Origin of the sequence: Xylanibacillus composti (assembly GCF_018403685.1) — a bacterium.
In the GTDB taxonomy this organism is placed as follows: domain Bacteria; phylum Bacillota; class Bacilli; order Paenibacillales; family K13; genus Xylanibacillus; species Xylanibacillus composti.
Genome location: NZ_BOVK01000014.1, coordinates 28,836 through 54,278, shown reverse-complemented (window position 1 = coordinate 54,278; position 25,443 = coordinate 28,836). Strand labels below are relative to the sequence as shown.

The following is a 25,443-nucleotide window of genomic DNA, read 5'->3' as shown; positions in this document are numbered from 1 at the left end:
GCCGGCAACGCTTGAAAACATGCTATAATACATATACCTTGGAATTAGAAAATTGGGCGTCACAGAAACTTGGGCATAACAATTTGGAGCAAGCTGCAACTTCGCGATTGCGCGTAAATCGAAATTTGTACTTCACGAGGAGGATACCACAATGACAACGACTACAGAGCTACGCATAAACGAACCTGGACTCAATCAATTCCCCGACTTTACCGGGCAGGATTTCGATGTGTTCGCCATACCTGGCTTGGAGCCGCGCATGGAAGCGCTCATTGCGAACGTGCGTCCAAAGCTTGAGGCCATCGGCCATATCATGAGTCCATATTTGTCTGCCCTGTGCGGAGAAGAGATGTTCGCCCACGTAGCCAAGCACGCCCGCCGCACCGTTCACCCGCCAAATGACACATGGGTCGCATGGGCGCCGAACAAGCGCGGCTACAAGGCTCATCCCCACTTTCAGTTCGGCATGTGGGGCAGCCATATTTTCATCCAGTTTGCGCTTATTTACGAAAGCGACCGCAAGCCGCTGTTCGGCGAACGCTGGCTGCGGCACCTAGATGAAATCACACAAACCGTACCGAACGATTACGTCTGGTCGATGGACCATATGAAGCCGGAGGCTGCCCCGCATCATGCGCTAACCCGCTCCGATTTCGAGGACATGGCGAAACGGCTGAAAACCGTAAAATCATCAGAGCTGCTATGCGGCATCCATATTCAGCGCGACGATCCCGCTGCGGCGGACGGCCGCCAGCTTGGAGAACGGGCGGCAGAAGTATTCGATACACTGATGCCGCTATACCGGCTGGCTGTTCAAGACTAGTCGCTTCGCTAAAGAGAATGCCGTCTAGGTAAACCAAGAGCTGTCCCGAATGCTTGTAAAGTTGAGGGGCGGCACCTTCGTTCCAAAAAAGTGATTACTCACTTTACATTTATGATTGCAACATCTATACTTTTCTGTGTAAGTGATTACTCACTTTTTTCTGGGAGGTTCGTACTATGCAAGATGCCGCTTGTATTGAGGTCGCCCAAGTCACTAAACGATTCGGCAAAACAACTGTATTGGACGGAATTGATTATACGGTTCCCACCGCACAGATTTGCGGGCTTCTCGGGCCGTCCGGCGCAGGCAAATCGACATTAGTCAAAATTATCGCCGGCATCGATAGCCCCGATCAGGGCAAGGTTCAAGTGTTGGGCAGTCTCATGCCTCGGCTCGAGATGATGCAGCGCATTGGCTACATGGCGCAATCCGATGCGCTTTATGCCGAATTAAGCGCCAAGGACAATTTGAATTTTTTCGGTTCCTTGTACGGCATAGGCGGAGCAAAGCTGAGAACGCGTATTCAGGAGGTGCTCAGCATCGTGAACCTTGAGCAGCATGTTCATAAGCCGGTACGCTATTTCTCCGGAGGGATGAAGAGGCGGCTTTCCCTGGCCGCCGCGCTTCTGCACGAACCCGACATCTTGATTCTGGATGAACCGACTGTCGGGATCGATCCGGTGCTGCGTCAAGCGATTTGGCATGAGTTCGGCAACATTGCGTCAGGCGGCACGACCATTCTCGTCACCACGCATGTCATGGACGAAGCGGAAAAATGCGACCAGCTCGGCATGATCCGCAACGGAAAGGTCATAGCCTGCGGAACACCCGAGGAGCTGAAAGCCGATAAGGGCGCTTCCAGCATTGAAGAAGCATTCTTGGCCTATGGGGGTGAGCAAGCATGAGAATACGGGCATTGATCGTTCGTATCATTAAGCAATTTATCCACGACAAGCGTTCCCTTGCGCTGATGATGCTGGCCCCGCTTCTGATTTTGTTCCTGATGAAACTGGTCTTTGACGGGGGCACGTATTCCCCGAGGATTGGCTCGACGGATTTGCCGGCGGCGCTTGAAGAGACGCTTGCAGAGCACGGCGCTACCTTGATTGCCTTTCCTTCGCGAAACCATGCGGATGCCGCCCTGCATGCCGGCGAGCTGGACGCTGTCCTTACCGTTGACGGGCAGCAAATGTCTGTTGTGCTCGAAGGAAGTGATCTGACAGCGAATCAGAGCGTGATGCAATTGCTGCAGAATGCACAGGAAGCGATGATCCCGGCCATCAACAAGGGGCAGACGCACATCTCCTTTTTACATGGCTCTGAAGACATGGGAACCTTTGACTCCCTCGGCCCTGTTTTGATTGGCTTTTTTTCCTTCTTCTTCGTTTTTCTGCTGTCGGGGGTAGCGTTTTTGCGGGAGAGAACAGGCGGCACATTAGAGCGCCTGATGGCCTCTCCGCTCCGGCGCTGGGAGGTTGTCGTCGGATATGTGGCTGGCTTCGGCCTGTTCGCCATGCTTCAAGCAGCGCTAATTGTCTGGTTCGCGGTCGATCTGCTGAATATGACGATGGCCGGCTCATTCGGACTCATGCTGCTGGTCACCCTCTTTCTCTCCTTGACCGCCCTGACATTAGGCACATTTTTATCTGCCTTTGCCAACAATGAATTTCAGATGATACAATTTATACCGTTAGTGATTGTCCCGCAAGTATTTTTCTCCGGCCTGTTCAGCTTGGACACTATGTCGGAGTATTTGCGTTGGCTTAGCGTGATCATGCCCTTGACCTATGGCGCAGACGCATTGCGGGAAGTCATGGTACGCGGCGGCGGATGGGCCGATATTGCTCCGGACATCTACGTGCTGCTGACGATCTCTCTCGGGCTCATGGCGCTGAATGTGTTGGCGCTGAAGAAGCACCGAAAGCTGTAAGACCCGGTCATAAAGCGGATCACGCGGATCAGATTGTATTGAGGAGAATAGCAAATGGATGAGAAACTGGATCAGTGGCTCGATGAATTGGTCAAGCTGTCGGATGAAGAGAAGATGACCGACAAGCAGCTCAAAATTATCAAGGCGGCAGTCGAAACTTTTTCGGAAAAAGGCTATGCGTCTTCTTCCACCAGTGAAATCGCACAGAAAGCGGGCGTGGCCGAAGGAACGATCTTCCGTCACTATAAAACCAAAAAGGATTTGCTCGTCGCGATCGTCACCCCGCTAATGACCCGAATTATCGCGCCCTTCGTGCTTCGGGATTTCAACAAGGTGCTGCATATGGAGTACGACAGTTGTGAGGAATTTTTGCGGGCCGTCATCCGCAACCGTCTCGCCTTCGCACAGAAGCATCAGAAGACTATTAAAATACTGCTGCAGGAAATTCCTTTTCAACCCGAGCTCAAGGAGCAATTCCAAGACATTGTGGCGAATCGGTTGATGACGACGATGAAGAACATCGTGGAGCACTATCAAGGAAAGGGGCAGATTATTGCCCTGCCTCCCCTCGTCATTTTTCGTTTCACCGCGACGACTGTAATTGGCCACTTGTTCATGCGGATGTTCCTCTTACCCGATCTGGAATGGGATGATGATAAGGAAATCGAACACACCATCCAGTTGATCATGCACGGCATCAGCGCTCGTCCGAATCATGCCGAACGTTCCTGAGCAAGATGAGCGTCCATTTTCAATCGTGCTGCAATCACTCCGCACGCAAGCTAAAAAGAGCTGCACACCTTCTGATCAAGGCGTGCAGCTCTTGCTGTTTCGGAATCACGCGCCAGCCTGCTGCGCGCCTCGATCCAGAACGACGAATCGATGCAGGATGAACAGCGCGGACAGACAGACAATGGCGCCAAATACGAAAGGCAAGGAAATGTTCAGATGGTACAGCATGGTGCCAATAAGCGGTCCGCCGATCCGGCCCAAGCTGTCCATGGATGAGCTCAACCCCGACGCAGTGCCTTGTCCGACTGTCGTCTTCTGGGTAATCAGCGACGTCACACAGGGACGAACCAGCGCGTTGCCTGCAGAGAACACGGCAAGAAACAGCGCGCCGGTTACAAAATTCGCAGAGAAGATCATAAGGATAAAGCCCAGCGCAGAGAGCAGCAGCCCAAGCCGCATAAATTTCGGCTCTTCCCCGCGCTTGATGTAGCGACGCACAACGCCGCCCTGAATCAATGCGCCTACGATGCCGCTAATGAAGAACATCCAGCCCATTTGCACCTTGGTAATATCAAATTGAACCATGTAATAGTACTGCAGAGTTCCTTCCAATGCAGCAAGCGTAAATGTCACGACGAAGGCGATAATGTACAGATGCTTCATCCGCCCCTGGAACGCCACCCATCTGGATACGCGGGGCGCATCGATCGGCTTGCGGCGCTCCGGAGGCAGAGATTCTTTCAGGCTCGAAGCAACGAACAGGAACGTCAGGAAGGCCAACGCGCTTGATATGAAGAACGGCACTTCGTTCCCGTATACGCTAAGCAGCCCGCCGGCGGCGGGACCAAAGATGAAGCCCAGCCCGATGGACATGCCGACAAGCCCCATTCCTTTGGTGCGCTCCTCGTTAGACGTAATGTCCGCTACATATGCGACAGCGCAGGCGGTGACGGCACCCGAGAACAAGCCCCCCAACACACGGGACAAGTACATCAGGAAAAGGCTGTCCAGGCCAACGGCAAACACGAAGAAGCTCAAGCTGTACCCCAGTATCCCGGTCATCAGAATAGGCCGGCGACCGATCCGGTCCGAAAGCCGCCCCCACAGCGGCGAAACGATAAAGCCGACTAGCGAATAAACGGCGAGCATGAGATTGAGATGAAAATGAGACACCACATCCGGCAATACGGGAATGATGATGCCGAAGCCAATAAAGGTGGTGACCAGCAAAATCATAATAATCGACATCTGCTTACGCATGGACGATTGTGTCCCCCTATCTGTTATCAAAACCTTTCAATATCGTACCATATCTAATTGAAAAGAAGACGGGCATTATGTGAACAATTCGTAAAAGCTTGCGGCTTGCCGCCGTTGTTGATTCTGCTTTTTTTTGTCTGCGATTTTTGTTATACTCAAGCATGTTTCATCATATACCAAGTCGTTCTGCATCCGCAACTTGGCCCGGCGCTTGGTAAACTACCCGAAGGGAAGATCACGACATGGATCAAGCGAATACCCCGCTCTTTGATGCCCTGGTGCGTCATGCCGAGCGCAATCCGATACAGTTTCATATCCCCGGCCACAAAAAAGGCGCAGGCATGGATGAAGCCTTTCGCCGCTTTATCGGCGACAATGCGTTATCCATTGACTTGATCAATATTGCTCCGTTGGATGATTTGCACAATCCAGGAGGGGTTATTCGCGAGGCGCAGGAGTTGGCGGCCCAAGCGTTCGGCGCCGATCATACTTATTTTTCCGTACAGGGCACAAGCGGTGCAATTATGACGATGATCATGACCGTCTGTGAACCCGGCGACAAAATCATCGTTCCGCGCAATGTGCATAAATCCGTTATGTCCGCCATCATTTTCGCAGGGGCCAAACCGGTGTTCATTTCACCCGCGATGGATGAACGACTAGGCATCGCGCATGGCATTACACTGCGCGCTGTCAAACGCGCGCTCAAGCTGCACCCCGACGCGAAGGCTGTTCTAGTCATTAACCCGACCTACTTCGGGGTTTGCACGAACTTGAAGGAAATCGTGGATACCGTGCATCAGCACGGCATGCCCGTATTGGTAGATGAAGCGCATGGCGTGCACATCCACTTTCATGAGCAGCTGCCGCTTTCCGCGATGCAAGCTGGCGCTGATATGGCCGCGACCAGCGTACACAAACTGGGAGGCTCCCTGACTCAAAGCTCTGTGCTGAATGTCCGCGAAGGCCTTATAAATCCGAAGCGTGTACAATCGATCATCAGCATGCTGACGACCACTTCCACATCCTACTTGCTGCTTGCTTCTCTGGACGCTGCCCGCCGCCACCTCGTTATGAACGGCAGAGCGCTGGCAGACCGCGCGATCCGGATGGCGAACGAAGCGCGAGAGCAAATCAACAACATCCCGAATTTGTACTGCTTCGGCAGAGAGATATTAGGATCGGAAGCAGCATACGATTACGATCCGACGAAGCTTACGATTCATGTGCGCAAGTTGGGCATAACCGGTTATGAAGTGGAAAACTGGCTGCGCAAAGAATACAACATCGAAGTCGAGCTCAGCGATATGTACAACATCCTCTGCCTCATTACACCGGGTGACGATGAGCAAACTGTTCAGCTGCTTATCCGCGCGCTGACCCGCTTGTCGGCCGAGTTGCAGAAGCAGCACGATTCCGGGGAAATCATGATCAAAACACCGGAAATTCCGCACCTGTCTTTGTCGCCGCGGGATGCGTTCTATGCAGATACGGAAGTTATCCCGCTTCGCGAAGCGGCCGGCAGAATCATTGCGGAATTCATTATGGTGTATCCGCCGGGAATCCCGATCTTGCTGCCTGGCGAGGTCGTGACCCAGGATAACATCGATTATATAGAAGAGCATCTCCAGGTTGGGCTTCCGGTGCAAGGTCCGGAGGACAAAACGATTCAAAACGTCAAAGTCATCGTAGAGACCACCGCTATCTCTTGATTGTTCAGTCTACGCCTTGCTCTTACACGCGAAACGGCCCGCTGCTTCTGGCAGGGCCGTTTTATGCTGCTTGCCCCCCTCCTTCGTCCAGCTCCCTTGTTCATGCGCCTGCTTCCCCTGCTGTTGTCAAACTTCCTGACCAGTGCTATGATGGTCATGGTCAGCAATTCACGAGAGGTGAGGGACGATGGCGCAGAGTGCATACTTATATTTTGTTGAAGGCTCAGAGGTAGCATCGATGACTCTGGACGAGTTGAAGGCACGGCTAAACCGATATGTGGAGCAGACATCCATTACCGGAAAACAGTTGGGTTGGGACTATGCGGACGCCGCTTTTCCCTATACGATCGAAACGAAGCCGGAAGCCGGGGACCAATGGTTTTATCTGAAGGGCAAGACGCCGCTTTATCATCACATCATTTTTGGAATCGGTTCCAAACAGAAAGACGGCGCCGCGGACGCAGCGACGGATGGAGAAGGCGAAGAGGCCGGGGCCGCCAGCGAAGTGCATTACATACAGATCGTGCTCCCGGATGGCAGCACCCATGGCGACAAGGCCAAAGCCAACGAATTGGTGAAATATTTGGGCAAGCATTTGAAGGCCGAAACCCATCTCTTTAACGGCCGAATCATGTACTTCAACCCCCGCAAATAATTCGCTGCACGAAAATCATATATACAGCAACAGGGGCTGTCTCCAGCCGTTGATACCGGCGGGGACAGCCCCTCTATGATTGTAGCTTGGTCATTTATGCTTCTTCTTCTGCCAGACGATTGTACACCTCTACAACCTGCTCCCATTCTGCATCGTCATCAATGGTCACCAGGTATACATCATCGCCTTCTTCCTCGATTCGGAAGATCAATCCTTCCGCTTCCGGCTCGTCTTTCTCGAGCAGCACGGCATAATTGCGATCAGCCGATTCAAATGTGTAGACCATAATCATTTCGTGATCGACGCCATTTTCATCTGTGATGATAAAGGACGGTTCCTCTTCACCACATCCGCAATCCGGGCCGTGTTCATGGTTGTGCTCGCTCATAGTCACCCTCATTTCTTCTTGACGTTGCCCTCATCGTAACATTTTCCACAAGGACGGTCAATTGAAGGAAGGTTTTCCCAACCATTATTCTCCTTTATTCTTGCTGCGAATGACCTTTTCCGATACAAGCGCATACTCGCTGTCCGGACTCATCTTCATATATACCTTAATGGTATATTTGCCCGTATGCTTGAAGTCGAGATTGATCGGTTCCGTTGTCAGCCAAAATTCTTCGCCGACATCCTTGAGCTGATCCTCGTATATGTAACCATATACAGTGTTTCCGAAAGGATCGACAATATTGATTTTCAATGAAGATATACTCGTCTGCAAATTGTCGACTTGCGTTTCGATGAAAAACTCATACTTGCCCTTGAATACAGTGCCGAAGCGCACCAGTTCCCGCTTCGATACCTGGAACGGGAAGATATGGACATTCGGCTTGTAGACCTGAAGGGTCTGGCCTCTTGCGTCCCATTTCGTCAGCGCTTGAAGCGTGTCCGACACTGCAGGGAACGGAAGCATCGTCTTGCCATCCTCCAGCTGGAGGCCGTTATCCTTCGTTTCCTTGCCGTTGATGGACAATTTCACGGGCTTGGCTTTATAGTTCTGATAGACGTCATCCGCCCATACAGACATGGATACCAGGGAGACAAGCACAAGAGTGAGCAGCAGCACTCTTCCTAATTTCATGCAAATACCTCCATCGTGTAATTTCCTTGATTTTTGATGTTTATACGCTTGTTTTCTCGGGAAGTTGCGAATGTCCCAAAAAAAATTTAGCGCAGCGGCTCGAAGAATGCTGCCAGCCGCTCCACATACTCGACTTGATCGAGCAAATACGAATCGGCATGTCCGGCGTCGGCCGTTCGCCACAATTCGAACCGGTCCGGATACTGCTCTGCCATTCGCACGCTTTCGGTATATGGAATCTTATCGTCCGTTTCGCTATGAATAAACAGAACCGGTCGCGGATAGATCTCGTCCAACACATCAATGGGCGATGCAGCATGCGGATTAATCCCCGTAATAGGCGGCAGCAAGCTCAAAATAAGCGGAGTAAAGGGAAAATCGGGCAAATCAGACCAGACCGGCAAGTTCCGTTCCAAGTATTCATACAGATTGCTGAAAGGACTGTCTGCTACAACCCCTTTGACATCCGGGTCCTCCGCAGCTGCCAGCAGCGCTGTCGAACCGCCCATGGAAAAACCGATCAAACCGATGCTGCTCGGATGATGGTGCTTCACCCAATCAATGGCTGCAAGCAGATCATATTTCTCGAATTCGCCTACTGAGGTCATATTTCCCTCTGACTCGCCGCTGTTGCGAAAATCAAATACGAGCACATTGTAGCCTTTAGCGATCAGACGCTTGGACAAATCCAATGTACCCACCTGCGGATATTCCCGGTTGTTCCGATAGCCGTGAGCTATAATCAGCGTCATGGGATCTTCCCTGTCGGCAGCAGGCATATACCATCCCTTCAGGAGAATATCTCCCTCCAGGCTTGTAAATTCCGCTTCTTCATAGGATAGTCCGTAATCGGCCGGCGATTCGGACAACGCCTCCTTGACCGGATGGGTCAAGTTCCATCCTACGTAGATCGATACCGCACAGCTTGCCAAAATAGCCAGAAGCAGCGCGCCGGCCACTACCCAAGCTGTAATTTTAAACGGGCTTCGTTTACGTTTGACAATCGTTACTGGACTCGACATAAGATCCCCCTCGAGATGTATGTATGGATGTCAGCTATATACACTGCATGAATTTGGATCATGGCGCCATTATATCACGAGCTTTACAGCAATGTCTGCAGCCCGTGCGTGAAAACATGCCAGGCGAAATACAGAAATATGCCGGCTGAAATCAACGAAAGCACGCGGACGGTCTTGGCCCCCATGAGCTTCCCCGAGCGGCTGCTGATCCATGCCATGACGAACGACCACAACACGCCGGTGGTAAAAAATCCGGTCACGAAGGAAAGCCAAATATGCGTATCGCGAATGTTGACGCTGGCCACTATCGCCCCTGAAGTAGCCGCAAAGGCGAGAATAAGCGATGGCGAAGACAGAGCCAGTCCGATGCCAGCCGCGAACAGCTTCCAATCGCTGCGCTTATCCACGGATTGTTCTACAGCTGACGCCAGCTCCTGACCGGTTCGAGCCGCCTGTGACCGCATGCTTTCGCGAAGCATGCGCCAAGCAAGCCATAGCAGCACCGGAGTGCCGAGCAGCCAAAGCCCCCAGCTGACTGCCTTATATTCAAAGATCACGGCGAGCCCGGCAAGCGCCAGAGACAAATAAATCAAATCGCCTATGCCGGAACCCAGCCCCAAGGCAAAGGAGGAACGGAACCCTCGCTCGAGCCCGAGCTTGAGAATGGCCACATTAACCAATCCCAGATCCATGCACAACGACAAGGAATACAAAAATCCTTTGAACCATACCAAGAGCAACTCGGCTCCTCCTATCCTTCTTCCTTTAATACAAGCGCAATTGCTTCACGTAATCCTGAGCAATGTCTTTCGGCATGGGCGGCAGGCCGACTACCGTAAGCGCGCCCCTCGGCACTTCTGTCAAACCGCTGTCTTGAATGTGGTAAAAATCGTGCTGGATTAACCGCTCCAATTGTTGCTGATTGCCGCGAAGCACGACTTTTTTCATGCCTTCCCGAAACCATTGCTTGAAATAATCATGGAATTCAGGGAATTTGGAAGAAACCGGACTGGCCAGGTCGAGGGCCATCCATGTAGCGGCATGCGCAATTTGCGCTGCCAGCTTGCCGGGCGACATATTCAACTCTTCATTGACCACATAGTATTGTACGATTTCGTCTGACATGGAATCGTCTCTCCTTCTGCTGTCTCTCACGCGTATGGGGAGTGCTCCCTGCAGCTGCCCAAACCCTTGCAACCTCCACGCATGCATCAATTTGCGAACATTGTATCATGAAACGCTGCCGCCTACTAGATATTTCCTAGTTCGCCTTAAGGATTCTGTGAATCCAGACAGCAGAAGGCCCTGAGAAGCATGCCGCTTCCCAGGGCTGCAGAAGCCCGTTGCTGCATACGGTCAACGGGTTGGCTGCCGGCTTCAACGCCTGCGCATGAGCGCAGACTCCAGAAAGGATACCGCTTGATACATCAGTGTGGCGACGATCGCAATGATCGCAAGACTGCCGATGACAAGGGTGAAATTAAAGACCTGAAAGCCGTATATGATCAAATAGCCGAGCCCTTGCTTCGATACCAAAAATTCGCCAACAATGACGCCAATCCAGGACAAGCCCACATTGACCTTAAGCGTGGAAATAATCGTCGGCAGCGAGGCCGGAAAGATGACATTGGCAAAGGTGCCGGCACGATTCGCGCCGTACAGGAGGACGACCTTCACATAGTTGGGGTCTACTTCCTTGAAGCTGCTGTACACGACAAGTGTCGTGATAATGACGGTTACGGCCAGGGTCATTGCGATAATCGACGGCATGCCGGGTCCAAGACCTACAATGAGCAGCGGGCCCAACGCAACCTTCGGCATGCTGTTCAACACGACAATATAGGGGTCCAAAACCTTGGATAGAAAAGGCGACCACCACAGCAAGGTAGCTGCAGCCGTGCCGCACAGGGTTCCCAATATAAATCCGATCACCGTTTCCATGACGGTAATCCCTACATGCGGCAGCAGCGATCCGTCCATCAGCTTTTCCAGGAGCAGATTCCCGATTTTGCTCGGATAGCTGAACAGCAGGACATCGATCCAGGAACGCCTTCCGGCAATCTCCCACAGCGCAAGAAGGGAGACAAGAGTGGCCAACTGCACCAGTATGACTCGAATCCGCTCCTGACGCTTGCGCTTGCGGTAGTCATGATAAACCTGGTCGGCCAGCGGAAGCGCAGCAGGGTCAGGTTTCGGCTGGCTGTTCATGCTGGGCCTCCTCTCCGCTGATCTCCAGCAGTTCGTTCCAAATTTGATTGAAGAGTTCATGGAATCCGGGAGCTTCTCTCGCTTGGAACGGAATGGCCTGGCGAATGGGATCTGGTACAGCAATTTCTTTGCGGATTCTGCCCGGATTGCGGTCGAGGACGATGATCCGGTCGCTCATCGCTATCGCTTCCGAAATATCATGCGTAACCAATATCGCAGTCTTGCAGTGCGTCTTCAATGTCTCCGAAACCAGATCCTCCAACTGCAGCTTAGTCTGATAATCGAGTGCGGAAAACGGCTCATCAAGCAGAAGCAATTCAGGCTTCGCTGCCAATGTGCGCACCAGAGCGGCACGCTGTCTCATGCCGCCGGACAGCTGTTGAGGATACCAGTCCTCACTGTGTCCCAGTCCCATTTCATGCAGCAGATGCTTGGTATATTGACGGGTCTCCGGATTAAGGCGTCCCATCAGCCTCAAGCCAGTCAGCGCATTGTCGAGAATCGTTTTCCACGGAAACAAGTAATCTTGCTGCAGCATATAACCGACTCGCGGCGACGGGTCTGTTATGGTCTTGCCGCCTACTTGAACCTCGCCTCGGGTAGGACGCATCAAGCCGGCGATCAGCGAAAGCAGTGTCGTCTTCCCGCAGCCGCTGGGCCCGACAAGGCTCACAAATTCTCCTGGCCGCACAGATAAGTCGATGTTCTCCACAGCAAGCGTCGCTTCTCTATCCGTAACGTAAACATATGTCACACCTTGCATGCGAACGGCATCTTCCACGGGTATTCCTCCTTTCACGGAAAAAATGCAAACCACATGGAACCAAGCTATGCCCGCTACTTCACATGCTCCGCAGCGTTATTCGCAAACTGATTGTCAACCAGAATGGCATGGTCGACACGCTTGGGCAGTTCGCCCGCCTCCTCCATGATATCCTGCAGCCGTTCCCATTCCTCTTCATCTATGGCCGGGTCGAGGGCGTACGATTGTTGATTCTGGTAGCGTTCAATGACGGTTTGGATTACTGCCAGCTCCGTATCTTCGAAATAAGGGGCAATCAGCCCGGCTGCTTCAGCCGGATCGGCCTCCTCCAACCACAGCTGAGCCCGGTAGACTGCATTCGTAAATTTCTGGACAATTTCCGGATTTTCTTGAATAAAGCTCTGTTTGCTCATAAATACCGTATAGGGCAAACGTCCGCTCTCCTCACCGAAGGAAGCGAGCACGTGGCCGATTCCCTCCATCTCAAATACAGTTGCCTGCGGCTCGAACAGTTGAACATAGTCGCCGGTTCCCGAGGCAAAGGCTGAAGCAATGTTGGCAAAGTCTATATTTTGAATGAGCTCCAAATCGCGATGCGGATCAATTCCGTGTTGTTTCAGTGTAAACTCTCCAGCCATTTGCGGCATTCCGCCTTTGCGCTGACCGAGAAAACTGCTCCCTCTCAGCTGTTCCCACGTGAAATCCTCTGCTTCATGGCGGGAGACCAGGAAGGTTCCATCTGTTTGGGTGAGCTGGGCAAAATTCACGACCGGGTCGTCTGACCCTTGCAAATATACGTAAATCGATGTCTCCGATCCGACGAGCGCCACGTCAATTCCTCCGGATAGGAGCGTCGTCATCGTTTTGTCGCCCCCCCATGTCGTGGTCAGCTCCACATCGAGGCCTTCTTCTTCAAAAAATCCTTTCTCTATGGCAATATATTGAGGAGCATAGAAGATGGATCGGGTCACTTCACCGACACGAACAGCAGTCAAGTCCTCTTCCGCGTCTCCGCAAGCCGCAAGCACGAAAGGCACAAACAGCATGCAGCACAAAAGCACATGCACCGATTTTCTCAAGGTGTTCACTCTCCCTTCTCTTAGCCTATGCTACAGCGTATGCTGCAGCCTAGCAAAAGGTTAAGCCAAGTGTCCGGCACTGCTAGAAAACGAGCAAATATCAAAAAAAAAAAAGAATTTCGCATATAGTGCGAAATTCTTCCTTTTATCCCCATACGCATCCTTCATTCTTAACGCTTATGCATCAAGCCGCCGTCCACGATGATGGTTGCGCCCGTGATATATTGCGAGAGCGGCGAAGCGAGGAACAAGGCGGTCCCGACCATATCCTCCGGTTCCCCGACACGTCCAAGCGGGATGCCTTTGCCGACGGCCGCTTTGACCTCATCGGTGAAATTCGTCAGCGCGGTCGCAACGGCTCCCGGCGCCAGGCAATTGACCCGAATTTGCTGCGGAGCGACCTCCACGGCCAATGATTGGGCAAGCGACTCAATCGCCGCCTTCGTACTCGTATAAACAGCCTGCGACGGCAGATTGCGATGCGCATTCACAGAACTGGTGACGATGATCGAGCCCGCTTTTCCGTGCTCCTGCATCTTGCTTGCAGCAGCCTTCATGCAATAGAAGGTGCCCGACAAATTGACTTCGATCAAGCGGCGGTATTCCTCCGGCTCTGTCTGCGTGAAATATTTGAAATACGTTAACCCGGCACAATGGACAAGCACATCCAGACCATTCTGCAGCGCGCGAGCTTCGAACAAGGCAGCAACCTGTTCTTGCGAGCTGACGTCGCACGCTTGAATCTCTATGTGCAGCCCCTCCTTTTCCATGTCCGATTGAAGCGCTTGCAGATTTTCCAGATGGATGTCGGAAGCAACTACTGTCGCTCCCTCCCTGGCGAAGCCTATCGCCATGCCGCGGCCGATTCCGCTTGCGGCGCCTGTAACGACTACTGTCTTGCCTTCAAAATGTAGATTCATGGTATCTGACCTTTCTCACGTAGAATAGCCAATCAAGCCGTGCCCCCGGCGAAACGTCCGGTTGCATGTGCATGCGATCAATCTCTTCGACCTGGAAGGAGCGGCCTCCTTCTGATGCGTCACAACGTATAAAAATTTCGACCATACCTCATAAAGTAGTCGCCTATTGTTTGTATATGTTCCCATTTCGTAAGCGGTTGCAGATTGCCGCAAGGAGAAAGGATCGCTCCTTTCCGTCGCCCTCACACCTCCAAATGCGCCGCGCAGTTGAACAGATCGCAGTCAATCCCTTCCTGACGGAAGCGCAGCAGCGTAACGGAAGTGTTGTGCAGTTTTTCCTCGGTAGGCACATGCGGAATCAGACGCTTCAAGGCATAGCCGATCAAGCCGCCATGACTTACCGCCAATACTCGCTTGCCCTGATAGGCATCCGCCAGCTGGCGAATAATCCGTTCTCCTCGGGCCATCACCTGTGCCGGCTGCTCGCGCCCAAGGTCGGACTTCCACCATTCCTTGCCCCATCGGGCCACACGTTCCTCTTCTGTTGTCCCTTCTATTAACCCGCAATTCATCTCGCGCAATTCCGGCTCCAGCACGACCGGGTCCGGCAAATTCAAGCGGGAAGCGATGATTTCCGCTGTTTCTCTGGCTCGCCCGAGATCGCTTGAGATAATCGCGTCCCAGGATTCCCCCGCCAATCGCTCCGCGAGCCGCCGCGCCTGTTCACGGCCCTGTTCGTTCAGGGGGATGTCACTCCAGCCCTGCGCTTTCCCTGCAATGTTCCAGTCTGTTACACCATGGCGAATACATGCGACAATGGTCATCCGCTAGACCCCTCTCCCTTGTAGTTATCCTTGTCTTTTTTCCATCACATACAATTCATCATCGATTGCCGCCCATCGTTCGCCGAGCATCCCCCGGACATCAGACAAGGCATGATTGTAGACAGCGGGGCCGACGAGCGCCAGCATTTTGTCTAGCAGAGCTTCCGCAGCCAAGGCGCCGATCTCTTCGCCTCTCTCTTCTTCAAAGTAATGCTGAACCTCGCGAATCCATGCTTCTTTTTGTTCCCTGGACACTTTCATCATCAGCATCTGGATTCCCCCCTTTCTGCATACAGCCGCAGGAAGCTACATGAAATGCAGTTGCCGCTGTTGCCGGATTGCTTCAGACCAAGCACCTGCATCCACATTCGTGAATGCAACCGAAACCAATGTCCCGTCGGCCTCTCGATAGGTTACCACCATAAGCCTGCTTAGGCTGACCTTGTCCCGAAACGTATGGGTTTCATGAATCCCGGTGAGCGTGGTCAACGGAATATTCAGCGAAGCCCGGCCGAAATAACGCATGAAGCGGAGCCGTGACGGTGTTAGAGCGAGCATGCCGCTGCCGCTCCACAATTTCATTCGGTTATTTCCACGATACGCTCCAAAGCAGCTTCCCCCATAAGCGAGCCGAACCATACTTTCGGCAGCGAGCCTGCGCCGCAATTGGAGCGCCCTTCCTATAGCAAGAATGCCGCCTGCGCCAATGGCTGCGACCATCGCCCCGGCTATCCATCCGACGTTCATTTTCGCAACCATCCTCTCTTGCCAGCAGGCAGATTCTGTTCTTCCACTTCCATGTGTTTCCGGCATATAGGCTTCCTGTACGTGTCCAGAAACCGATTGCTATTCGCCGGTTTCTGCCTAACCTGATGGTCTGTTCCCCTGGTGCATGCCTCTGTACACAGCCGTGCGCAGCTCGATGACATAGGGAGCCGATTCCGGCATGTCCGATTGTTCGGCCAGCCTTACCGCTTCCTCGATGTCATAAGGCACACGTATGAACTGAATCGACAGCGCCGAGCGTTGCCGCTGTTCAAGCAAGCCCTCCATTATGACGTAGGAAGGTTCCGGCATGTCCAGCGGATTGCCCACACTGCCTGTATTGAAGAGCAGCTTGTGCTGCAAGTGCTGCATATAGGCATGGTGTATATCGCCGTAACCGACGACATCCGGCTCCTGCTCGGGTTCCGCCGTCCATTCCGTATTGGCGAACATCGCGGCACGAAGGCTGATGTCATCCCACGGCTGTACGCGGTGATAGAGACTCTGCGGGGACGCATGCAGCAGCCGGATGCGGCGTCCGCTCATCAGAAAGTCAAAGCTGAACGGAAGCTCCCGCAAATAACGCATCCGCTCCTCGCCTAAGCGCGCTTGCTGCCATATTGCGTGCGGACGCTCCTTCTGCAATCCAATGCTCTCGTCCCAGTTCCCCCTAACCACGATATCACAAAGCTCCCGGATCCGGTCTACCGCCAACTCGGGCTGCGGGCCCTTTCCCACCAAATCCCCCAAGCAATAAATCCGGTCTACGCTGCGCCCGGCAATGTCGGCAAGTACGGCGTCCAGTGCGGGAATGTTCCCGTGTATGTCTGCTATGATGGCTATTCTGTCCACCGTCATCAATCCTCGCTTTCAAGCTAACGCCTGCCATGCCTGCTGATCGAGAGTAACGGCATGGTCAGGAATGAGGGACAAGTCAAACCCCTCAATCAACTCTTCCGCCCGCATCGGCTCCGGCTCGGGCAGCAGGCCGCCCAGATACGCCAGCAGACCAATGACCTGCTGTGGGCGCGTGCCCGACTCGCGCAGCGCTTGGAGCGCAATGGAGCCGTGCCGTTTGGCCAATCTGCGTCCGTCCTCACCAACGATTAGCGGCACGTGCGCATAGCGCGGAACCGTCCAGCCGAGCGCTTCAAACAGGGCTAGCTGGCGCGGCGTGGAATCCAGCAGGTCTCCGCCGCGCAGCACGTCCGTAATGCCCATCGACGCATCATCCACGACGACAGCCAATTGGTAGCCGATGATGCCATCCGCACGTCTGACGACGAAATCCCCGCCAGCCGGCGCGGGGAAGGTCTGCTTCCCCAGTACCCCATCCTCGAAAGAAACGGGGCGATCCGGCATGGCGAAGCGCAAGGAAGGTGTTTTCTCCCTAGCCTTCGCACTGCGTTCCGCCTCTGACAAGCCGCGGCACAGCCCTGGGTAGGCGGGACCCTGCGAAGCCAATCCATGCGGTGCGCTGGCAACGGCCATCAGTTCCGCTCTGCTGCAAAAGCAAGGGTACAAGCGGCCGCTGGATAGAAGCTTGTCCAGGGCGAGTTCGTAAAGCCCCATGCGCTCACTCTGCACATAAGGGCCGCACTCGCCTTCCCGCCCGGGACCTTCATCCCAGTCCAACCCTAGCCAATCCATATCTCGATAGATTTGCTCGACGAAGGCGGGCCTGCATCGCGGCTTGTCGATATCTTCGATGCGCAGCAGAAACACGCCGCCGGCCTTCCGCATCTGCAGCCAGCCCAGAAGGGCAGCAAGCGCGTTGCCCAGATGCAAAAAGCCGGACGGCGTGGGAGCGAAGCGGCCCCGCCGTCCTGCACCGCTGTTCACGCTGCCTTCCATCCATGCTCATCCTCTCTTCCTTGCTCTTACGTTACTCCATCGTGCTCTGCTTGCAGATGGTGGAATATCCTGGTCATTCGATCTGCTTCATCCGCAGGCAAGGAGGAATGAAACCGGATCTGGCCCGAGCCCTTCCCGCTTCTGCCGGGGAGAAGAACCTCCAGCTGCCGCTGCAAATGGCGAACCGTTCCGCGATTGCCGTCAATCAAAGCGACTTCTTCGGGCAGCAGCTTGGAAAACAAATTCTTGTAGTAAATATAATGCGTGCATCCCATGACGAACGCGCCGTATTGGCTTAAATCAAAAGGCGTTAGCACTTCCCGCAAGTATGCTTCAACCGTCTGTCCGGCAAATTGTTCTTTTTCTGCGAACCGCACAAGCTCGGGAAGCGCCAGCGGATCAACGAACTGCTCGGCCTCAATGCCGGCCACAAGCTCTGCAAATTTATTTTCCTTGAGCGTTAGCGGCGTCGCTGACACCAACACACGTTTGCGGCTTGCCTGTACAAGGCGTACAGCAGGCTTGACTGCCGGTTCCATGCCAATCACCGGCATGCGATAGCGATCACGCAGGGCTTGAATGGCGATGCTGGTCGCCGTATTGCAGGCCACCACAACAGCGTGCACGTCATAGCGCTCGGTCATCGCCTGGATGGCATCGCAAACCAGACGCTGCACTTCCCGCTTGTCACGCAAGCCGTACGGAACATGGCGGGAGTCCGCGTAGTAAATGTAATCCTCGTGCGGCATCAGCCTTACGGCTTCATGCAAGACAGTCAAACCTCCGATGCCGGAGTCGAAAAATACAATGCTCATACGAGTCTCCTTGTATGCTGGCTTCAGTTATGTGGATTTCTTTTTCACCCGATCCTCGTGACGGTACCGCAACGCTGACCAGGTTTCGTCCAAACTCACCTGACTGACGGGCCGAAGCTGATGAGAGGCGAACGTATCCCACAGCAAATCCCGATGAATATCGGATTTCATCTTGGATGATTTCTTCGGGTACGCCAGCCAGAGGATGCTGTCCCCTGGAGCCAGCGCTGCCGCCGCCTTGTCTTTCCACTGCTCCACTTCTTCCGCATTGCGGGCGAACAGGAGAATGAAATCCGCTCCCTGCTCCAGCTCTGCAGATGCTTCTATCGTCCAAGCGAAGGTTTCCGGCGCATTCAGCAACAGCGCCTTGCCGCCTTTATAATGCAGCTTCTTGACTAGATCAGTACTCATTGGTTGCCTCCTGAATTGAAGTAGCGTTTATGCTTGAGCGGTAATCGGATATTTGAACGGGCCGTCCTCCGGAAAAGCAGGGCCGCTTGTACGAGATTGCTTCGCGTACAACACGTCGTTGCCCCGGAGCGGTTCATTGTACACGGGAAGCCCCAGCTTATCCGGCGTAAAGGCGAATTCCACTCGCCTTGTGCCCGGCAACAGCACGCAGAGCTCATCGAATAATTCGGGAAAGCTGCCGTGATCGCTTCTACCGTGCCCGGATGAAGGCGAGATACAGTCATAAAGATGCAAGGTGCCTTCATGATGGCTGCAGGCCCAGATTTGGCCAGTCTGTTCATGGTAATAAAGCCCGGTTGGAAATACTTCAAGGGCGTGCCACATAAAGATGCCCTCGTGCTCCAGCACGCTCAACCGGTCGGAAATCGGCTGGCGCGATTTCAGTGCATGCAGCAGCCGACGTTCGTCCTGCGGATGCTGCAAGTCCAGTTGGCGCCATGTTGGCGGTGCAGCGCCTCGCAGGCCAGAGCATTCCCCGTCGCGATTCCAGACGAATCGGCTCTCCTGCACAGGACTGAAACCGAACCGGGGATAGTAGTCCAACACCTGACGGTTGGCGAACAGAAAGAACACATCCGCCTCCGGCTCATGCTTCTGAATTACGTGATCCATCAGTTTCGCGGACAAACCGCGCCCCCGGTACTCCGGATGCGTCATGACGGTGCCGATCTGACAGGCTTTCAGACAAGCGGACTCGGACCGCAGCTGCAATCGGCTGACAGACACGTTGGCGACCACTTCATCGCGGTCCACGTAAGAATAGCAGATGTACCGCTCATCCCAGTAGCCGCGCTGGTACCACTCCTCGAAAGAAATACCGAAGGTTTGGTGCGCCAGCCGATTGAAGCTGTCCCTATACCTATCTGTATGCTTGTAATCCTCCATTAATCTCACGACGCATCCACCCGTCCATCCTGTTTGCATTCAGTATACCACAAATGATACGGATTCGGTTACAGACCGCAAGACGTTCCGCAGCAAGAGGAACACCGACTTTCCCATTCTCCTATTCGCCGTACTGCTCTTGCCAAAAGCATCTGCCTGTTGCCTGAAAAAAAATCGCCTGAAAGCCAGCAGGCCTCAAAGCGATTTCAAATCATCCGGGTACGATGGCGGATGGAGTCAATAGAAATGCTGACCGTCCATAACCGTCCACTATATACAATTTGTGCGCAAGCTGCTACTGCTTTAACCCATCAAAACGAGAACGTCATTGTTCTCCCGCAGCCGATCGTCCGGCAGCAAGTTCCCTTCAAGCTCCTCACCGTTAAGCATCACCTTGGCTACACCCTTCTCTACATGATTCGGGTTCTCGACCTTGATGCGCAGCCGCTTGCTTCTGAATTCCCGATACATCGAGAATTCGCTCCACGTTGAAGGGATGCATGGGTCAAGACGCAAGCCGTCGAAAGTCGGCTGCACGCCCATAATGCCCTCTGCCAACGATACCATGACGGTCGATGCTGTTCCGGTCAGCCAATGCACATGACCGCGCCCGAAGAATGGACTGTCAATGCCCTCAATCGACTGCCCGTGCACATAAGGCTCGATCTTGCGGATTTCCGCTTTGTCATTCATAGCAGCCGGGTTGATTTCCGTGAAATATTGATACGCCCGGTTGCCGCGTCCAAGCATCGTCTCAGCCTGGATCAGCCAGCCCTGCGGCTGTGAGAAAATGCCGGCATTCTCCTTCGTCGTTCCGTTGAACAGGGCCATGCGCGCAACAGGAAGCCCGAATTTCTTGAACGGCGGATAGAACAGCATCGCTCCATATTCGGTATTCAACTGTTCATAGACGAGATCCATTGCCGTTCTAGCCTGCTCCGGTTCAGCAAAGCCGCTCAAGATCGACCATGTTTGCGGATTCAGCCACAGGCTCGCTTCCTCATTCTCGCGGGAGCCGACGACGTAGCCGTCCTCTGTAAAACCGCGTACGAACCGGTCTCCTTCCCATGCGTGCTTCTGAATATTGTCCCCCAGTGCAGCTCGCAGCTGTTCCGCCCAGTGGACCTGCGCGTCATCCTGCTTGTGTGCGGCAATTTCCTTGTACACGCCGAGCGCGAGATACAGCTGGAACGCGACGAACAGCGATTCGCCATGTGCGCCGAGCCGGAGCGCGTCGTTCCAGTCCGCATGCAGGCCGACGGGCATGCCGTGCTCGCCCAAGCGGTCGATGCTGAACTGGATCGCTCTTCGCAAGTGCTCATACACCGTACCCTCGCCTTGGTCCGAGAACGGAATCACTTCGTCCACGTACGCCCAATTGCCGCTTTCCTTCAAATAGCGAATCGTCGTCGGGAACAGCCAGAGCGCATCATCCGCCCGATAGAACGGATGCCCGGTTTCCCGCGCATAATCCGGATCATCCGGCGTCCCCTCATGGCCTGGCCGGTGATCGAACTTCACCAACGGCAACCCCCCGCCATTGGACACCTGGGCGGACAGCATGAGCGTCAGCCGTTCCCGGGCAAGCTCCGGCTCCAGGTGCATAATGCCTTGGATGTCCTGCACCGTATCCCGATAGCCCAGTCCATTCCGCAAGCCGCAGTATTGGAAGGAAGCCGCTCGCGACCAAATGAAGGTAATGAAGCATTGGTACGCATTCCAGACATTTACCATCTGGTTAAAGTTGTCGTCCGGGGTTTGGACCTGGAAGCGGTCCAGCTTGCTGTGCCAGTAACTTTTCAGCTCCTGCAGTTCCTCCTCGACTACCGTCAATGTCTCGTAGCGGCCAAGGATTTGTCTGGCATCCGCTTCCCCGTATGCGCCCAGCAGAAACACGATCTCCTTCGTCTCACCCGGCGCCAGCTCCACGTCGATCTGCAAAGCCCCGCAGGAATTGCCGTTGTAATTCAACGTATTCGTACAAGCGCCTTGCTCGACCGAAGCCGGATTCTGGTAGCCCCGGTAATCGCCGACGAAGATATCCCGATCCCCATCATAGCGGTTAACCTCGGCCCCCTGTACGCCGAAGAAGCGCCAGATGCCCTCGCCGGCTTCATCGCTCAGCCCGCTTGCGCCGCCGCCTACTTCCGACACATGCTCGTTGATCGCCTGGAGGATCATGTTCTCGCGGAAATAAGTCTTGCTGATAAACTGCGTATACTGCAGATTGACCGTATCCTGCTCGTAGTTGGCATCATTCGTGAATTCCACATAGCCGAACAACGAAAGCTTGCGCGGGCGCTCATCCTGATTCGTCACCTTCAAGCGCCACACTTCGTAGGTCTTGTCTAGAGGCACATAGTACAGCGTGTCGGTCTCAATCCCCTTGTACTTCGATTTCATCGCGGTATAGGCCGTGCCGTGACGGCATTCCGACTCATACTCGCTCAGATCCTTGCCGACTGGCTGCCAGGAGGCCGACCAGTAGTCCGCCATCTCCCTGTCCCGTATGTAAATATAACGTCCCGGCTGATCGGCCGGCGTGCTGTTGAAGCGGTAACGGATAATACGTCCGTTCGCCCCCGATTTGACAAAGCTGTACCCTCCTGCATTGTTCGATATGATAGCGCCGTATTCCGGCGAGCCGAGATAATTGGCCCAAGGCGCAGGCGTATTCGGCTTCGTGATCACGTATTCCTTGTTATCTCCGTCAAAATATCCATATTTCATCATAAATCCCTCCTGTTTCGGAAAACGTTTTCTATTCTATGACTAGCATAACAAAGGCCCCATAGCTATCGCAATAGTCTAAAGGCCTCTGTAAGGGCACGTTTCGAAGTTGAGATTATGCTCACCTCTTGCGCAGCGCCCTCCGCTCAGCGTAGTCGACACACTTAAAGCATACTTTAACGGGCTTGCCGTCGTTGCTGAAATAGTTCCGTGGTTCTACTGCCTTTTGACCGCAAATATGGCACTTGGCAGAACGAAACAGCCAGCCCAGCACACAATCGCCTCCTTACTCGACCTGTTCGAAGTGCTCCACGACAGGAAACAGGTCGTAAAAGTGAAGCATTGCTGCTTCTGTGATTATCGTATGCTCCTACCATGAAATCCAGCTCTACTTTATTCTAGCACACAAATGTCGACAGAAATAGACTGCGCGCACGCAATATTTAACAATATTCGTAATATTCCAATTCCTGCATTACTATCATCCGGCAAATTGCGCCATCAGCTGGTTGAACCGGTCTCGTTCTTCCCAGAAAGGACCGTGTCCGCTGTAAGAGAACGGTACGAGCTGCGAATGTCTGATCGCTTGGTGAAGCTCATGCGCCTGCGCAAAGGGAATCACCTTGTCGTGAATGCCGTGAACGATTAAGGTGGGAACTGCGATTTGGGGTAAATCCGCGGCAACATTCTCATCTCTCAATGTCATGATAATGGCCGCCGTTGACCAGCTGGCCGCCTGCATCCCCATTTGCATAAACCAGTCCGAGAATGGCTCGGAGATATATTGGAAGAAGAAAGTCTCCGTAACCTCCCGCATCATCTTCGGCCGATCCTGCAGCGCTTCAGCAAGCAGATGATTGGCCGTTTCTTCAGTAAAGCCTCTTGGAGCGGCAGCATCTATCAAGACGAGCCGGGATACGCCATGCCCGTGATGCCGCGCCATATACCGAATGGCAATCGCTCCGCCGGTAGAGTGGCCCGCAAGCGTGAAATCACGCAGCTGAAGCGTATCGACAACGACGCGAATATCATCGGCCAGCCGATCATACGTATAGCCGCTGACAGGTTTATCCGACTGGCCGAACCCTCGCCAATCAATTCCTATGCATCGATATCCCATAGACGGAAGAACATTGAACTGATATTCAAACTGCTTGTGACTCAGCGGCCACCCGTGCAAAAATACGATTGTCTTTTGCCCTCCAGGGTTCAAATCCTCCACATATAGCTTGACGCCTGACTCCACGGAAATATAATAGCCCATTCCGATTCCTCCATTCTGGTGGTTCCATCATACCTTTAAGATACTCATTCCGGGAGCGAAGGGTGAATGCCTAGAGGGCAACGTCTTAGACAAAAATCAGACATGCTAATTGGGCTCGGAATACCTAATCTAGTCTTAGTTTTATTTAGGCGATTCCCTTGAAGGTGTGGAGTCATTAAGATGAGATTAACTTGAAGACAGAGAGGACAATGCTAGTGATGATCATGTCGTTCAATATCCTCGAGACACTTGGAAACCTACTTCATTCCTACGGAACTAATGCAGAAAAACGAATGCAGCAGCCTTCTTCGTCTATGCACACCTTAATGGACATAATTGGCTCCGGGACGATCCGTTATGATTATAATGCCCGTCTCGCCAACTATACCGGTCCCTTCGATTACATGAAGCTTCAATGCGATGGACATTGCATTATGTACGCCATTCACGGCAAACACTTGATGCTGAACGGTGTGCTGTTTGCGCTACCCTTGTCTTTAATCAAACCCATTTACCAAACGTTTATTTTCCCTGTCGACGTGCTCGTTGACCCGTTACATTTGGAAATTGACGTAATAGCAGCCGTAGAATTGGTCGCAGCACTTAAACCGAATCGCAATGCGGTCCAGCTCGCTGTGATAGTGACGGCAGCGGGTCTGTTCATCGATGGCGCCGATGACGCGGATGCTCGTTGATTCGGATTTCCTCTGCATCTTTCTTCCCTCCTGCTATGATTGGATTTTCAGATTTCGCTTGGCCTCCCATGCATGAAGATTTACAACTGCTCTCTTACACTTGCTTGTCGATCTGGTTGCTGGTCTGAGGCGAGCTGTGATGTTGTCCCTGCTGCATCGCTTGGAGAAGGTCGCGGATTTCCTTCAGCAGCTGCTGATTCTCTTTTTGCAGATGTACCGCTTTGGAATGATTGATGGCCGTCTTGATGATTGCGTAGAGGATGTAGCCTGCGATATAACAGATCAAGGGGATTAAGATAAGTTCCATTTGGTTTCCCTCCCTCATTTCCTCTGAAAGGATTCCTTTCCATATGCTATACCTATTATATTCACAAAAAAAACACCGTCTTGCAATGTCTCCTGGAGCATTGCCTAAGATCGGTGCAGATTAGCAAGAGATTGATCAGTGGTCTGTAGCGGCATCGGACTTTCGTTGCTCCTTGCGGCGCTTGCGCTGCTCATACCGCTGCGCAGCAGTCTGGTAATGCCGGCGTTCTTCCTCTGTTTCCGGCACTACCGGGGGAACGGGAACCGGGTTATTCGCTTCGTCCAAGGCAACGAAGGTCAAATATGAAGTGGCCGTGAGCTTGCGTTCGCCGGTGTACAGGTTCTCCGATTGTACCTTCACGTACACTTCCATTGAACTGCGATGCGTCCAGCTGACGAACGATTCCAGAATCATCGCCTCGCCTTCCCGAATAGGCGCCAGAAAATCCAGGCTGTCGCTAGAAGCGGTCACCACGGGAGAGCGCGAATGGCGCATGCTGGCGATTGTCGCTACTTTGTCAATCTTGCTCATGACATAGCCGCCGAATACCGTCCCATGATAGTTCGTATCCGCCGGCAAGATAATTTCCGTCATGACCGTTCTGGATTCGCTTGTGCGCTTACCTTCCATAGAGCTAGAGCGCCTCCA

Annotated in this window: 29 protein-coding genes; 7 read left to right on the top strand and 22 right to left on the bottom strand. The window is 53.4% G+C overall.

What is annotated here, in order from left to right:
• The first annotated feature begins 151 nt into the window (after window positions 1-151).
• The 4 genes from XYCOK13_RS05580 (at window position 152) to XYCOK13_RS05565 (ending at window position 3,485) form a co-directional block, all read left to right on the top strand.
• A complete protein-coding gene (locus tag XYCOK13_RS05580) occupies window positions 152-823 on the top strand; it encodes a YktB family protein (RefSeq protein WP_213410904.1) in 672 nt (223 codons plus the stop codon).
• A 176-nt stretch (window positions 824-999) separates the two neighbouring features.
• Window positions 1,000-1,728 carry an ABC transporter ATP-binding protein gene (locus XYCOK13_RS05575; RefSeq protein ID WP_213410903.1) on the top strand — a complete coding sequence of 243 codons (729 nt, stop codon included), beginning with the start codon at window positions 1,000-1,002 and terminating at the stop codon, window positions 1,726-1,728.
• Window positions 1,725-2,753 carry an ABC transporter permease gene (locus XYCOK13_RS05570; RefSeq protein ID WP_213410902.1) on the top strand — a complete coding sequence of 343 codons (1,029 nt, stop codon included), beginning with the start codon at window positions 1,725-1,727 and terminating at the stop codon, window positions 2,751-2,753. The genes XYCOK13_RS05575 and XYCOK13_RS05570 overlap by 4 nt, the downstream gene beginning before the upstream one ends.
• A gap of 54 nt (window positions 2,754-2,807) precedes the next feature.
• Complete coding sequence (locus tag XYCOK13_RS05565) at window positions 2,808-3,485, top strand: TetR/AcrR family transcriptional regulator (protein WP_213410901.1); 678 nt, start codon at window positions 2,808-2,810, stop codon at window positions 3,483-3,485.
• A 105-nt stretch (window positions 3,486-3,590) separates the two neighbouring features.
• Here the strand turns inward: XYCOK13_RS05565 and XYCOK13_RS05560 are convergent, their stop codons facing one another.
• Window positions 3,591-4,745: an MFS transporter gene (locus XYCOK13_RS05560; RefSeq protein WP_213410900.1), complete on the bottom strand. Its 1,155-nt coding sequence runs from the start codon at window positions 4,743-4,745 to the stop codon at window positions 3,591-3,593.
• Window positions 4,746-4,987: 242 nt separating this feature from the next.
• Here XYCOK13_RS05560 and XYCOK13_RS05555 point away from each other — a divergent pair, with 242 nt between their 5' ends.
• A complete protein-coding gene (locus XYCOK13_RS05555) occupies window positions 4,988-6,457 on the top strand; it encodes an aminotransferase class I/II-fold pyridoxal phosphate-dependent enzyme (protein ID WP_213410899.1) in 1,470 nt (489 codons plus the stop codon).
• 187 nt (window positions 6,458-6,644) lie between these two features.
• Complete coding sequence (locus tag XYCOK13_RS05550; RefSeq protein WP_213410898.1) at window positions 6,645-7,112, top strand: DUF1885 family protein; 468 nt, start codon at window positions 6,645-6,647, stop codon at window positions 7,110-7,112.
• A gap of 94 nt (window positions 7,113-7,206) precedes the next feature.
• Here XYCOK13_RS05550 and XYCOK13_RS05545 read toward each other — a convergent pair whose 3' ends face one another.
• From XYCOK13_RS05545 to XYCOK13_RS05455, 19 genes are all read right to left on the bottom strand, one after another.
• The gene (locus tag XYCOK13_RS05545; RefSeq protein WP_213410897.1) at window positions 7,207-7,500 is read right to left on the bottom strand and encodes a DUF1292 domain-containing protein; all 294 of its coding nucleotides are present in this window, start codon (window positions 7,498-7,500) and stop codon (window positions 7,207-7,209) included.
• 84 nt (window positions 7,501-7,584) lie between these two features.
• On the bottom strand, window positions 7,585-8,193 hold the full coding sequence (locus XYCOK13_RS05540; RefSeq protein ID WP_213410896.1) for a hypothetical protein: 609 nt from the start codon (window positions 8,191-8,193) through the stop codon (window positions 7,585-7,587).
• 86 nt (window positions 8,194-8,279) lie between these two features.
• Complete coding sequence (locus XYCOK13_RS05535) at window positions 8,280-9,215, bottom strand: alpha/beta hydrolase (RefSeq protein ID WP_213410895.1); 936 nt, start codon at window positions 9,213-9,215, stop codon at window positions 8,280-8,282.
• 83 nt (window positions 9,216-9,298) lie between these two features.
• A complete protein-coding gene (locus tag XYCOK13_RS05530) occupies window positions 9,299-9,955 on the bottom strand; it encodes a LysE family translocator (protein ID WP_213410894.1) in 657 nt (218 codons plus the stop codon).
• Between the two features lie 25 nt (window positions 9,956-9,980).
• Window positions 9,981-10,340, bottom strand: coding sequence for an aminoacyl-tRNA hydrolase (locus XYCOK13_RS05525; RefSeq protein WP_213410893.1), 360 nt, complete (start codon window positions 10,338-10,340; stop codon window positions 9,981-9,983).
• A gap of 252 nt (window positions 10,341-10,592) precedes the next feature.
• Window positions 10,593-11,423 carry an ABC transporter permease gene (locus XYCOK13_RS05520; protein WP_213410892.1) on the bottom strand — a complete coding sequence of 277 codons (831 nt, stop codon included), beginning with the start codon at window positions 11,421-11,423 and terminating at the stop codon, window positions 10,593-10,595.
• On the bottom strand, window positions 11,401-12,186 hold the full coding sequence (locus XYCOK13_RS05515) for an ABC transporter ATP-binding protein (RefSeq protein WP_213410924.1): 786 nt from the start codon (window positions 12,184-12,186) through the stop codon (window positions 11,401-11,403). Before XYCOK13_RS05515 ends, XYCOK13_RS05520 begins: the two co-directional genes overlap by 23 nt.
• 74 nt (window positions 12,187-12,260) lie before the next feature.
• The gene (locus XYCOK13_RS05510) at window positions 12,261-13,232 is read right to left on the bottom strand and encodes an ABC transporter substrate-binding protein (RefSeq protein WP_213410923.1); all 972 of its coding nucleotides are present in this window, start codon (window positions 13,230-13,232) and stop codon (window positions 12,261-12,263) included.
• Between the two features lie 203 nt (window positions 13,233-13,435).
• Window positions 13,436-14,185, bottom strand: coding sequence for an SDR family NAD(P)-dependent oxidoreductase (locus tag XYCOK13_RS05505; protein WP_213410891.1), 750 nt, complete (start codon window positions 14,183-14,185; stop codon window positions 13,436-13,438).
• A gap of 242 nt (window positions 14,186-14,427) precedes the next feature.
• Window positions 14,428-15,009, bottom strand: coding sequence for a histidine phosphatase family protein (locus XYCOK13_RS05500; protein WP_213410890.1), 582 nt, complete (start codon window positions 15,007-15,009; stop codon window positions 14,428-14,430).
• A gap of 24 nt (window positions 15,010-15,033) precedes the next feature.
• Entirely contained in the window at window positions 15,034-15,279 is a 246-nt protein-coding gene (locus XYCOK13_RS05495) for a DUF2164 domain-containing protein (protein ID WP_213410889.1), read from the bottom strand.
• Window positions 15,280-15,315: 36 nt separating this feature from the next.
• Window positions 15,316-15,756, bottom strand: a complete 441-nt coding sequence (locus tag XYCOK13_RS05490; RefSeq protein ID WP_213410888.1) for a hypothetical protein — start codon at window positions 15,754-15,756, stop codon at window positions 15,316-15,318.
• Window positions 15,757-15,873: 117 nt separating this feature from the next.
• On the bottom strand, window positions 15,874-16,626 hold the full coding sequence (locus XYCOK13_RS05485; protein WP_213410887.1) for a metallophosphoesterase family protein: 753 nt from the start codon (window positions 16,624-16,626) through the stop codon (window positions 15,874-15,876).
• Window positions 16,627-16,644: 18 nt separating this feature from the next.
• Window positions 16,645-17,628, bottom strand: a complete 984-nt coding sequence (gluQRS, locus tag XYCOK13_RS05480; protein WP_213410886.1) for a tRNA glutamyl-Q(34) synthetase GluQRS — start codon at window positions 17,626-17,628, stop codon at window positions 16,645-16,647.
• A 26-nt stretch (window positions 17,629-17,654) separates the two neighbouring features.
• Window positions 17,655-18,443 carry a glutamate racemase gene (gene murI, locus XYCOK13_RS05475; protein WP_213410885.1) on the bottom strand — a complete coding sequence of 263 codons (789 nt, stop codon included), beginning with the start codon at window positions 18,441-18,443 and terminating at the stop codon, window positions 17,655-17,657.
• Window positions 18,444-18,470: 27 nt separating this feature from the next.
• On the bottom strand, window positions 18,471-18,854 hold the full coding sequence (locus tag XYCOK13_RS05470) for a hypothetical protein (protein WP_213410884.1): 384 nt from the start codon (window positions 18,852-18,854) through the stop codon (window positions 18,471-18,473).
• Between the two features lie 27 nt (window positions 18,855-18,881).
• Window positions 18,882-19,799: a GNAT family N-acetyltransferase gene (locus XYCOK13_RS05465; protein ID WP_244865017.1), complete on the bottom strand. Its 918-nt coding sequence runs from the start codon at window positions 19,797-19,799 to the stop codon at window positions 18,882-18,884.
• Window positions 19,800-20,102: 303 nt separating this feature from the next.
• Complete coding sequence (locus XYCOK13_RS05460) at window positions 20,103-22,529, bottom strand: glycoside hydrolase family 94 protein (protein ID WP_213410882.1); 2,427 nt, start codon at window positions 22,527-22,529, stop codon at window positions 20,103-20,105.
• Window positions 22,530-23,010: 481 nt separating this feature from the next.
• Window positions 23,011-23,793, bottom strand: a complete 783-nt coding sequence (locus tag XYCOK13_RS05455) for an alpha/beta fold hydrolase (protein ID WP_213410881.1) — start codon at window positions 23,791-23,793, stop codon at window positions 23,011-23,013.
• 293 nt (window positions 23,794-24,086) lie between these two features.
• Here XYCOK13_RS05455 and XYCOK13_RS05450 point away from each other — a divergent pair, with 293 nt between their 5' ends.
• Window positions 24,087-24,488: a hypothetical protein gene (locus tag XYCOK13_RS05450; RefSeq protein ID WP_213410880.1), complete on the top strand. Its 402-nt coding sequence runs from the start codon at window positions 24,087-24,089 to the stop codon at window positions 24,486-24,488.
• Window positions 24,489-24,582: 94 nt separating this feature from the next.
• Here the strand turns inward: XYCOK13_RS05450 and XYCOK13_RS05445 are convergent, their stop codons facing one another.
• Both XYCOK13_RS05445 and XYCOK13_RS05440 read right to left on the bottom strand, forming a co-directional pair.
• Window positions 24,583-24,795, bottom strand: coding sequence for a hypothetical protein (locus XYCOK13_RS05445; RefSeq protein ID WP_213410879.1), 213 nt, complete (start codon window positions 24,793-24,795; stop codon window positions 24,583-24,585).
• 135 nt (window positions 24,796-24,930) lie between these two features.
• On the bottom strand, window positions 24,931-25,425 hold the full coding sequence (locus XYCOK13_RS05440; protein ID WP_213410878.1) for an acyl-CoA thioesterase: 495 nt from the start codon (window positions 25,423-25,425) through the stop codon (window positions 24,931-24,933).
• Window positions 25,426-25,443 lie beyond the last annotated feature (18 nt).

What these genes read in the sequence shown, in the direction of transcription:
- XYCOK13_RS05495 (WP_213410889.1), bottom strand. Translation starts at nt 15,279, where the DNA reads ATGCTGATGATGAAAGTGTCCAGGGAACAAAAAGAAGCATGGATTCGC.
- XYCOK13_RS05560 (WP_213410900.1), bottom strand. Translation starts at nt 4,745, where the DNA reads ATGCGTAAGCAGATGTCGATTATTATGATTTTGCTGGTCACCACCTTT.
- XYCOK13_RS05460 (WP_213410882.1), bottom strand. Translation starts at nt 22,529, where the DNA reads ATGAAATATGGATATTTTGACGGAGATAACAAGGAATACGTGATCACG.
- XYCOK13_RS05470 (WP_213410884.1), bottom strand. Translation starts at nt 18,854, where the DNA reads ATGAGTACTGATCTAGTCAAGAAGCTGCATTATAAAGGCGGCAAGGCG.
- XYCOK13_RS05580 (WP_213410904.1), top strand. Translation starts at nt 152, where the DNA reads ATGACAACGACTACAGAGCTACGCATAAACGAACCTGGACTCAATCAA.
- XYCOK13_RS05535 (WP_213410895.1), bottom strand. Translation starts at nt 9,215, where the DNA reads ATGTCGAGTCCAGTAACGATTGTCAAACGTAAACGAAGCCCGTTTAAA.
- XYCOK13_RS05515 (WP_213410924.1), bottom strand. Translation starts at nt 12,186, where the DNA reads ATGCAAGGTGTGACATATGTTTACGTTACGGATAGAGAAGCGACGCTT.
- XYCOK13_RS05525 (WP_213410893.1), bottom strand. Translation starts at nt 10,340, where the DNA reads ATGTCAGACGAAATCGTACAATACTATGTGGTCAATGAAGAGTTGAAT.
- murI (WP_213410885.1), bottom strand. Translation starts at nt 18,443, where the DNA reads ATGAGCATTGTATTTTTCGACTCCGGCATCGGAGGTTTGACTGTCTTG.
- XYCOK13_RS05510 (WP_213410923.1), bottom strand. Translation starts at nt 13,232, where the DNA reads ATGCTGTTTGTGCCTTTCGTGCTTGCGGCTTGCGGAGACGCGGAAGAG.
- XYCOK13_RS05540 (WP_213410896.1), bottom strand. Translation starts at nt 8,193, where the DNA reads ATGAAATTAGGAAGAGTGCTGCTGCTCACTCTTGTGCTTGTCTCCCTG.
- XYCOK13_RS05500 (WP_213410890.1), bottom strand. Translation starts at nt 15,009, where the DNA reads ATGACCATTGTCGCATGTATTCGCCATGGTGTAACAGACTGGAACATT.
- XYCOK13_RS05565 (WP_213410901.1), top strand. Translation starts at nt 2,808, where the DNA reads ATGGATGAGAAACTGGATCAGTGGCTCGATGAATTGGTCAAGCTGTCG.
- XYCOK13_RS05545 (WP_213410897.1), bottom strand. Translation starts at nt 7,500, where the DNA reads ATGAGCGAGCACAACCATGAACACGGCCCGGATTGCGGATGTGGTGAA.
- XYCOK13_RS05455 (WP_213410881.1), bottom strand. Translation starts at nt 23,793, where the DNA reads ATGGGCTATTATATTTCCGTGGAGTCAGGCGTCAAGCTATATGTGGAG.
- XYCOK13_RS05465 (WP_244865017.1), bottom strand. Translation starts at nt 19,799, where the DNA reads ATGGAGGATTACAAGCATACAGATAGGTATAGGGACAGCTTCAATCGG.
- gluQRS (WP_213410886.1), bottom strand. Translation starts at nt 17,628, where the DNA reads ATGGAAGGCAGCGTGAACAGCGGTGCAGGACGGCGGGGCCGCTTCGCT.
- XYCOK13_RS05440 (WP_213410878.1), bottom strand. Translation starts at nt 25,425, where the DNA reads ATGGAAGGTAAGCGCACAAGCGAATCCAGAACGGTCATGACGGAAATT.
- XYCOK13_RS05445 (WP_213410879.1), bottom strand. Translation starts at nt 24,795, where the DNA reads ATGGAACTTATCTTAATCCCCTTGATCTGTTATATCGCAGGCTACATC.
- XYCOK13_RS05575 (WP_213410903.1), top strand. Translation starts at nt 1,000, where the DNA reads ATGCAAGATGCCGCTTGTATTGAGGTCGCCCAAGTCACTAAACGATTC.
- XYCOK13_RS05555 (WP_213410899.1), top strand. Translation starts at nt 4,988, where the DNA reads ATGGATCAAGCGAATACCCCGCTCTTTGATGCCCTGGTGCGTCATGCC.
- XYCOK13_RS05490 (WP_213410888.1), bottom strand. Translation starts at nt 15,756, where the DNA reads ATGAACGTCGGATGGATAGCCGGGGCGATGGTCGCAGCCATTGGCGCA.
- XYCOK13_RS05570 (WP_213410902.1), top strand. Translation starts at nt 1,725, where the DNA reads ATGAGAATACGGGCATTGATCGTTCGTATCATTAAGCAATTTATCCAC.
- XYCOK13_RS05450 (WP_213410880.1), top strand. Translation starts at nt 24,087, where the DNA reads ATGCAGCAGCCTTCTTCGTCTATGCACACCTTAATGGACATAATTGGC.
- XYCOK13_RS05550 (WP_213410898.1), top strand. Translation starts at nt 6,645, where the DNA reads ATGGCGCAGAGTGCATACTTATATTTTGTTGAAGGCTCAGAGGTAGCA.
- XYCOK13_RS05505 (WP_213410891.1), bottom strand. Translation starts at nt 14,185, where the DNA reads ATGAATCTACATTTTGAAGGCAAGACAGTAGTCGTTACAGGCGCCGCA.
- XYCOK13_RS05520 (WP_213410892.1), bottom strand. Translation starts at nt 11,423, where the DNA reads ATGAACAGCCAGCCGAAACCTGACCCTGCTGCGCTTCCGCTGGCCGAC.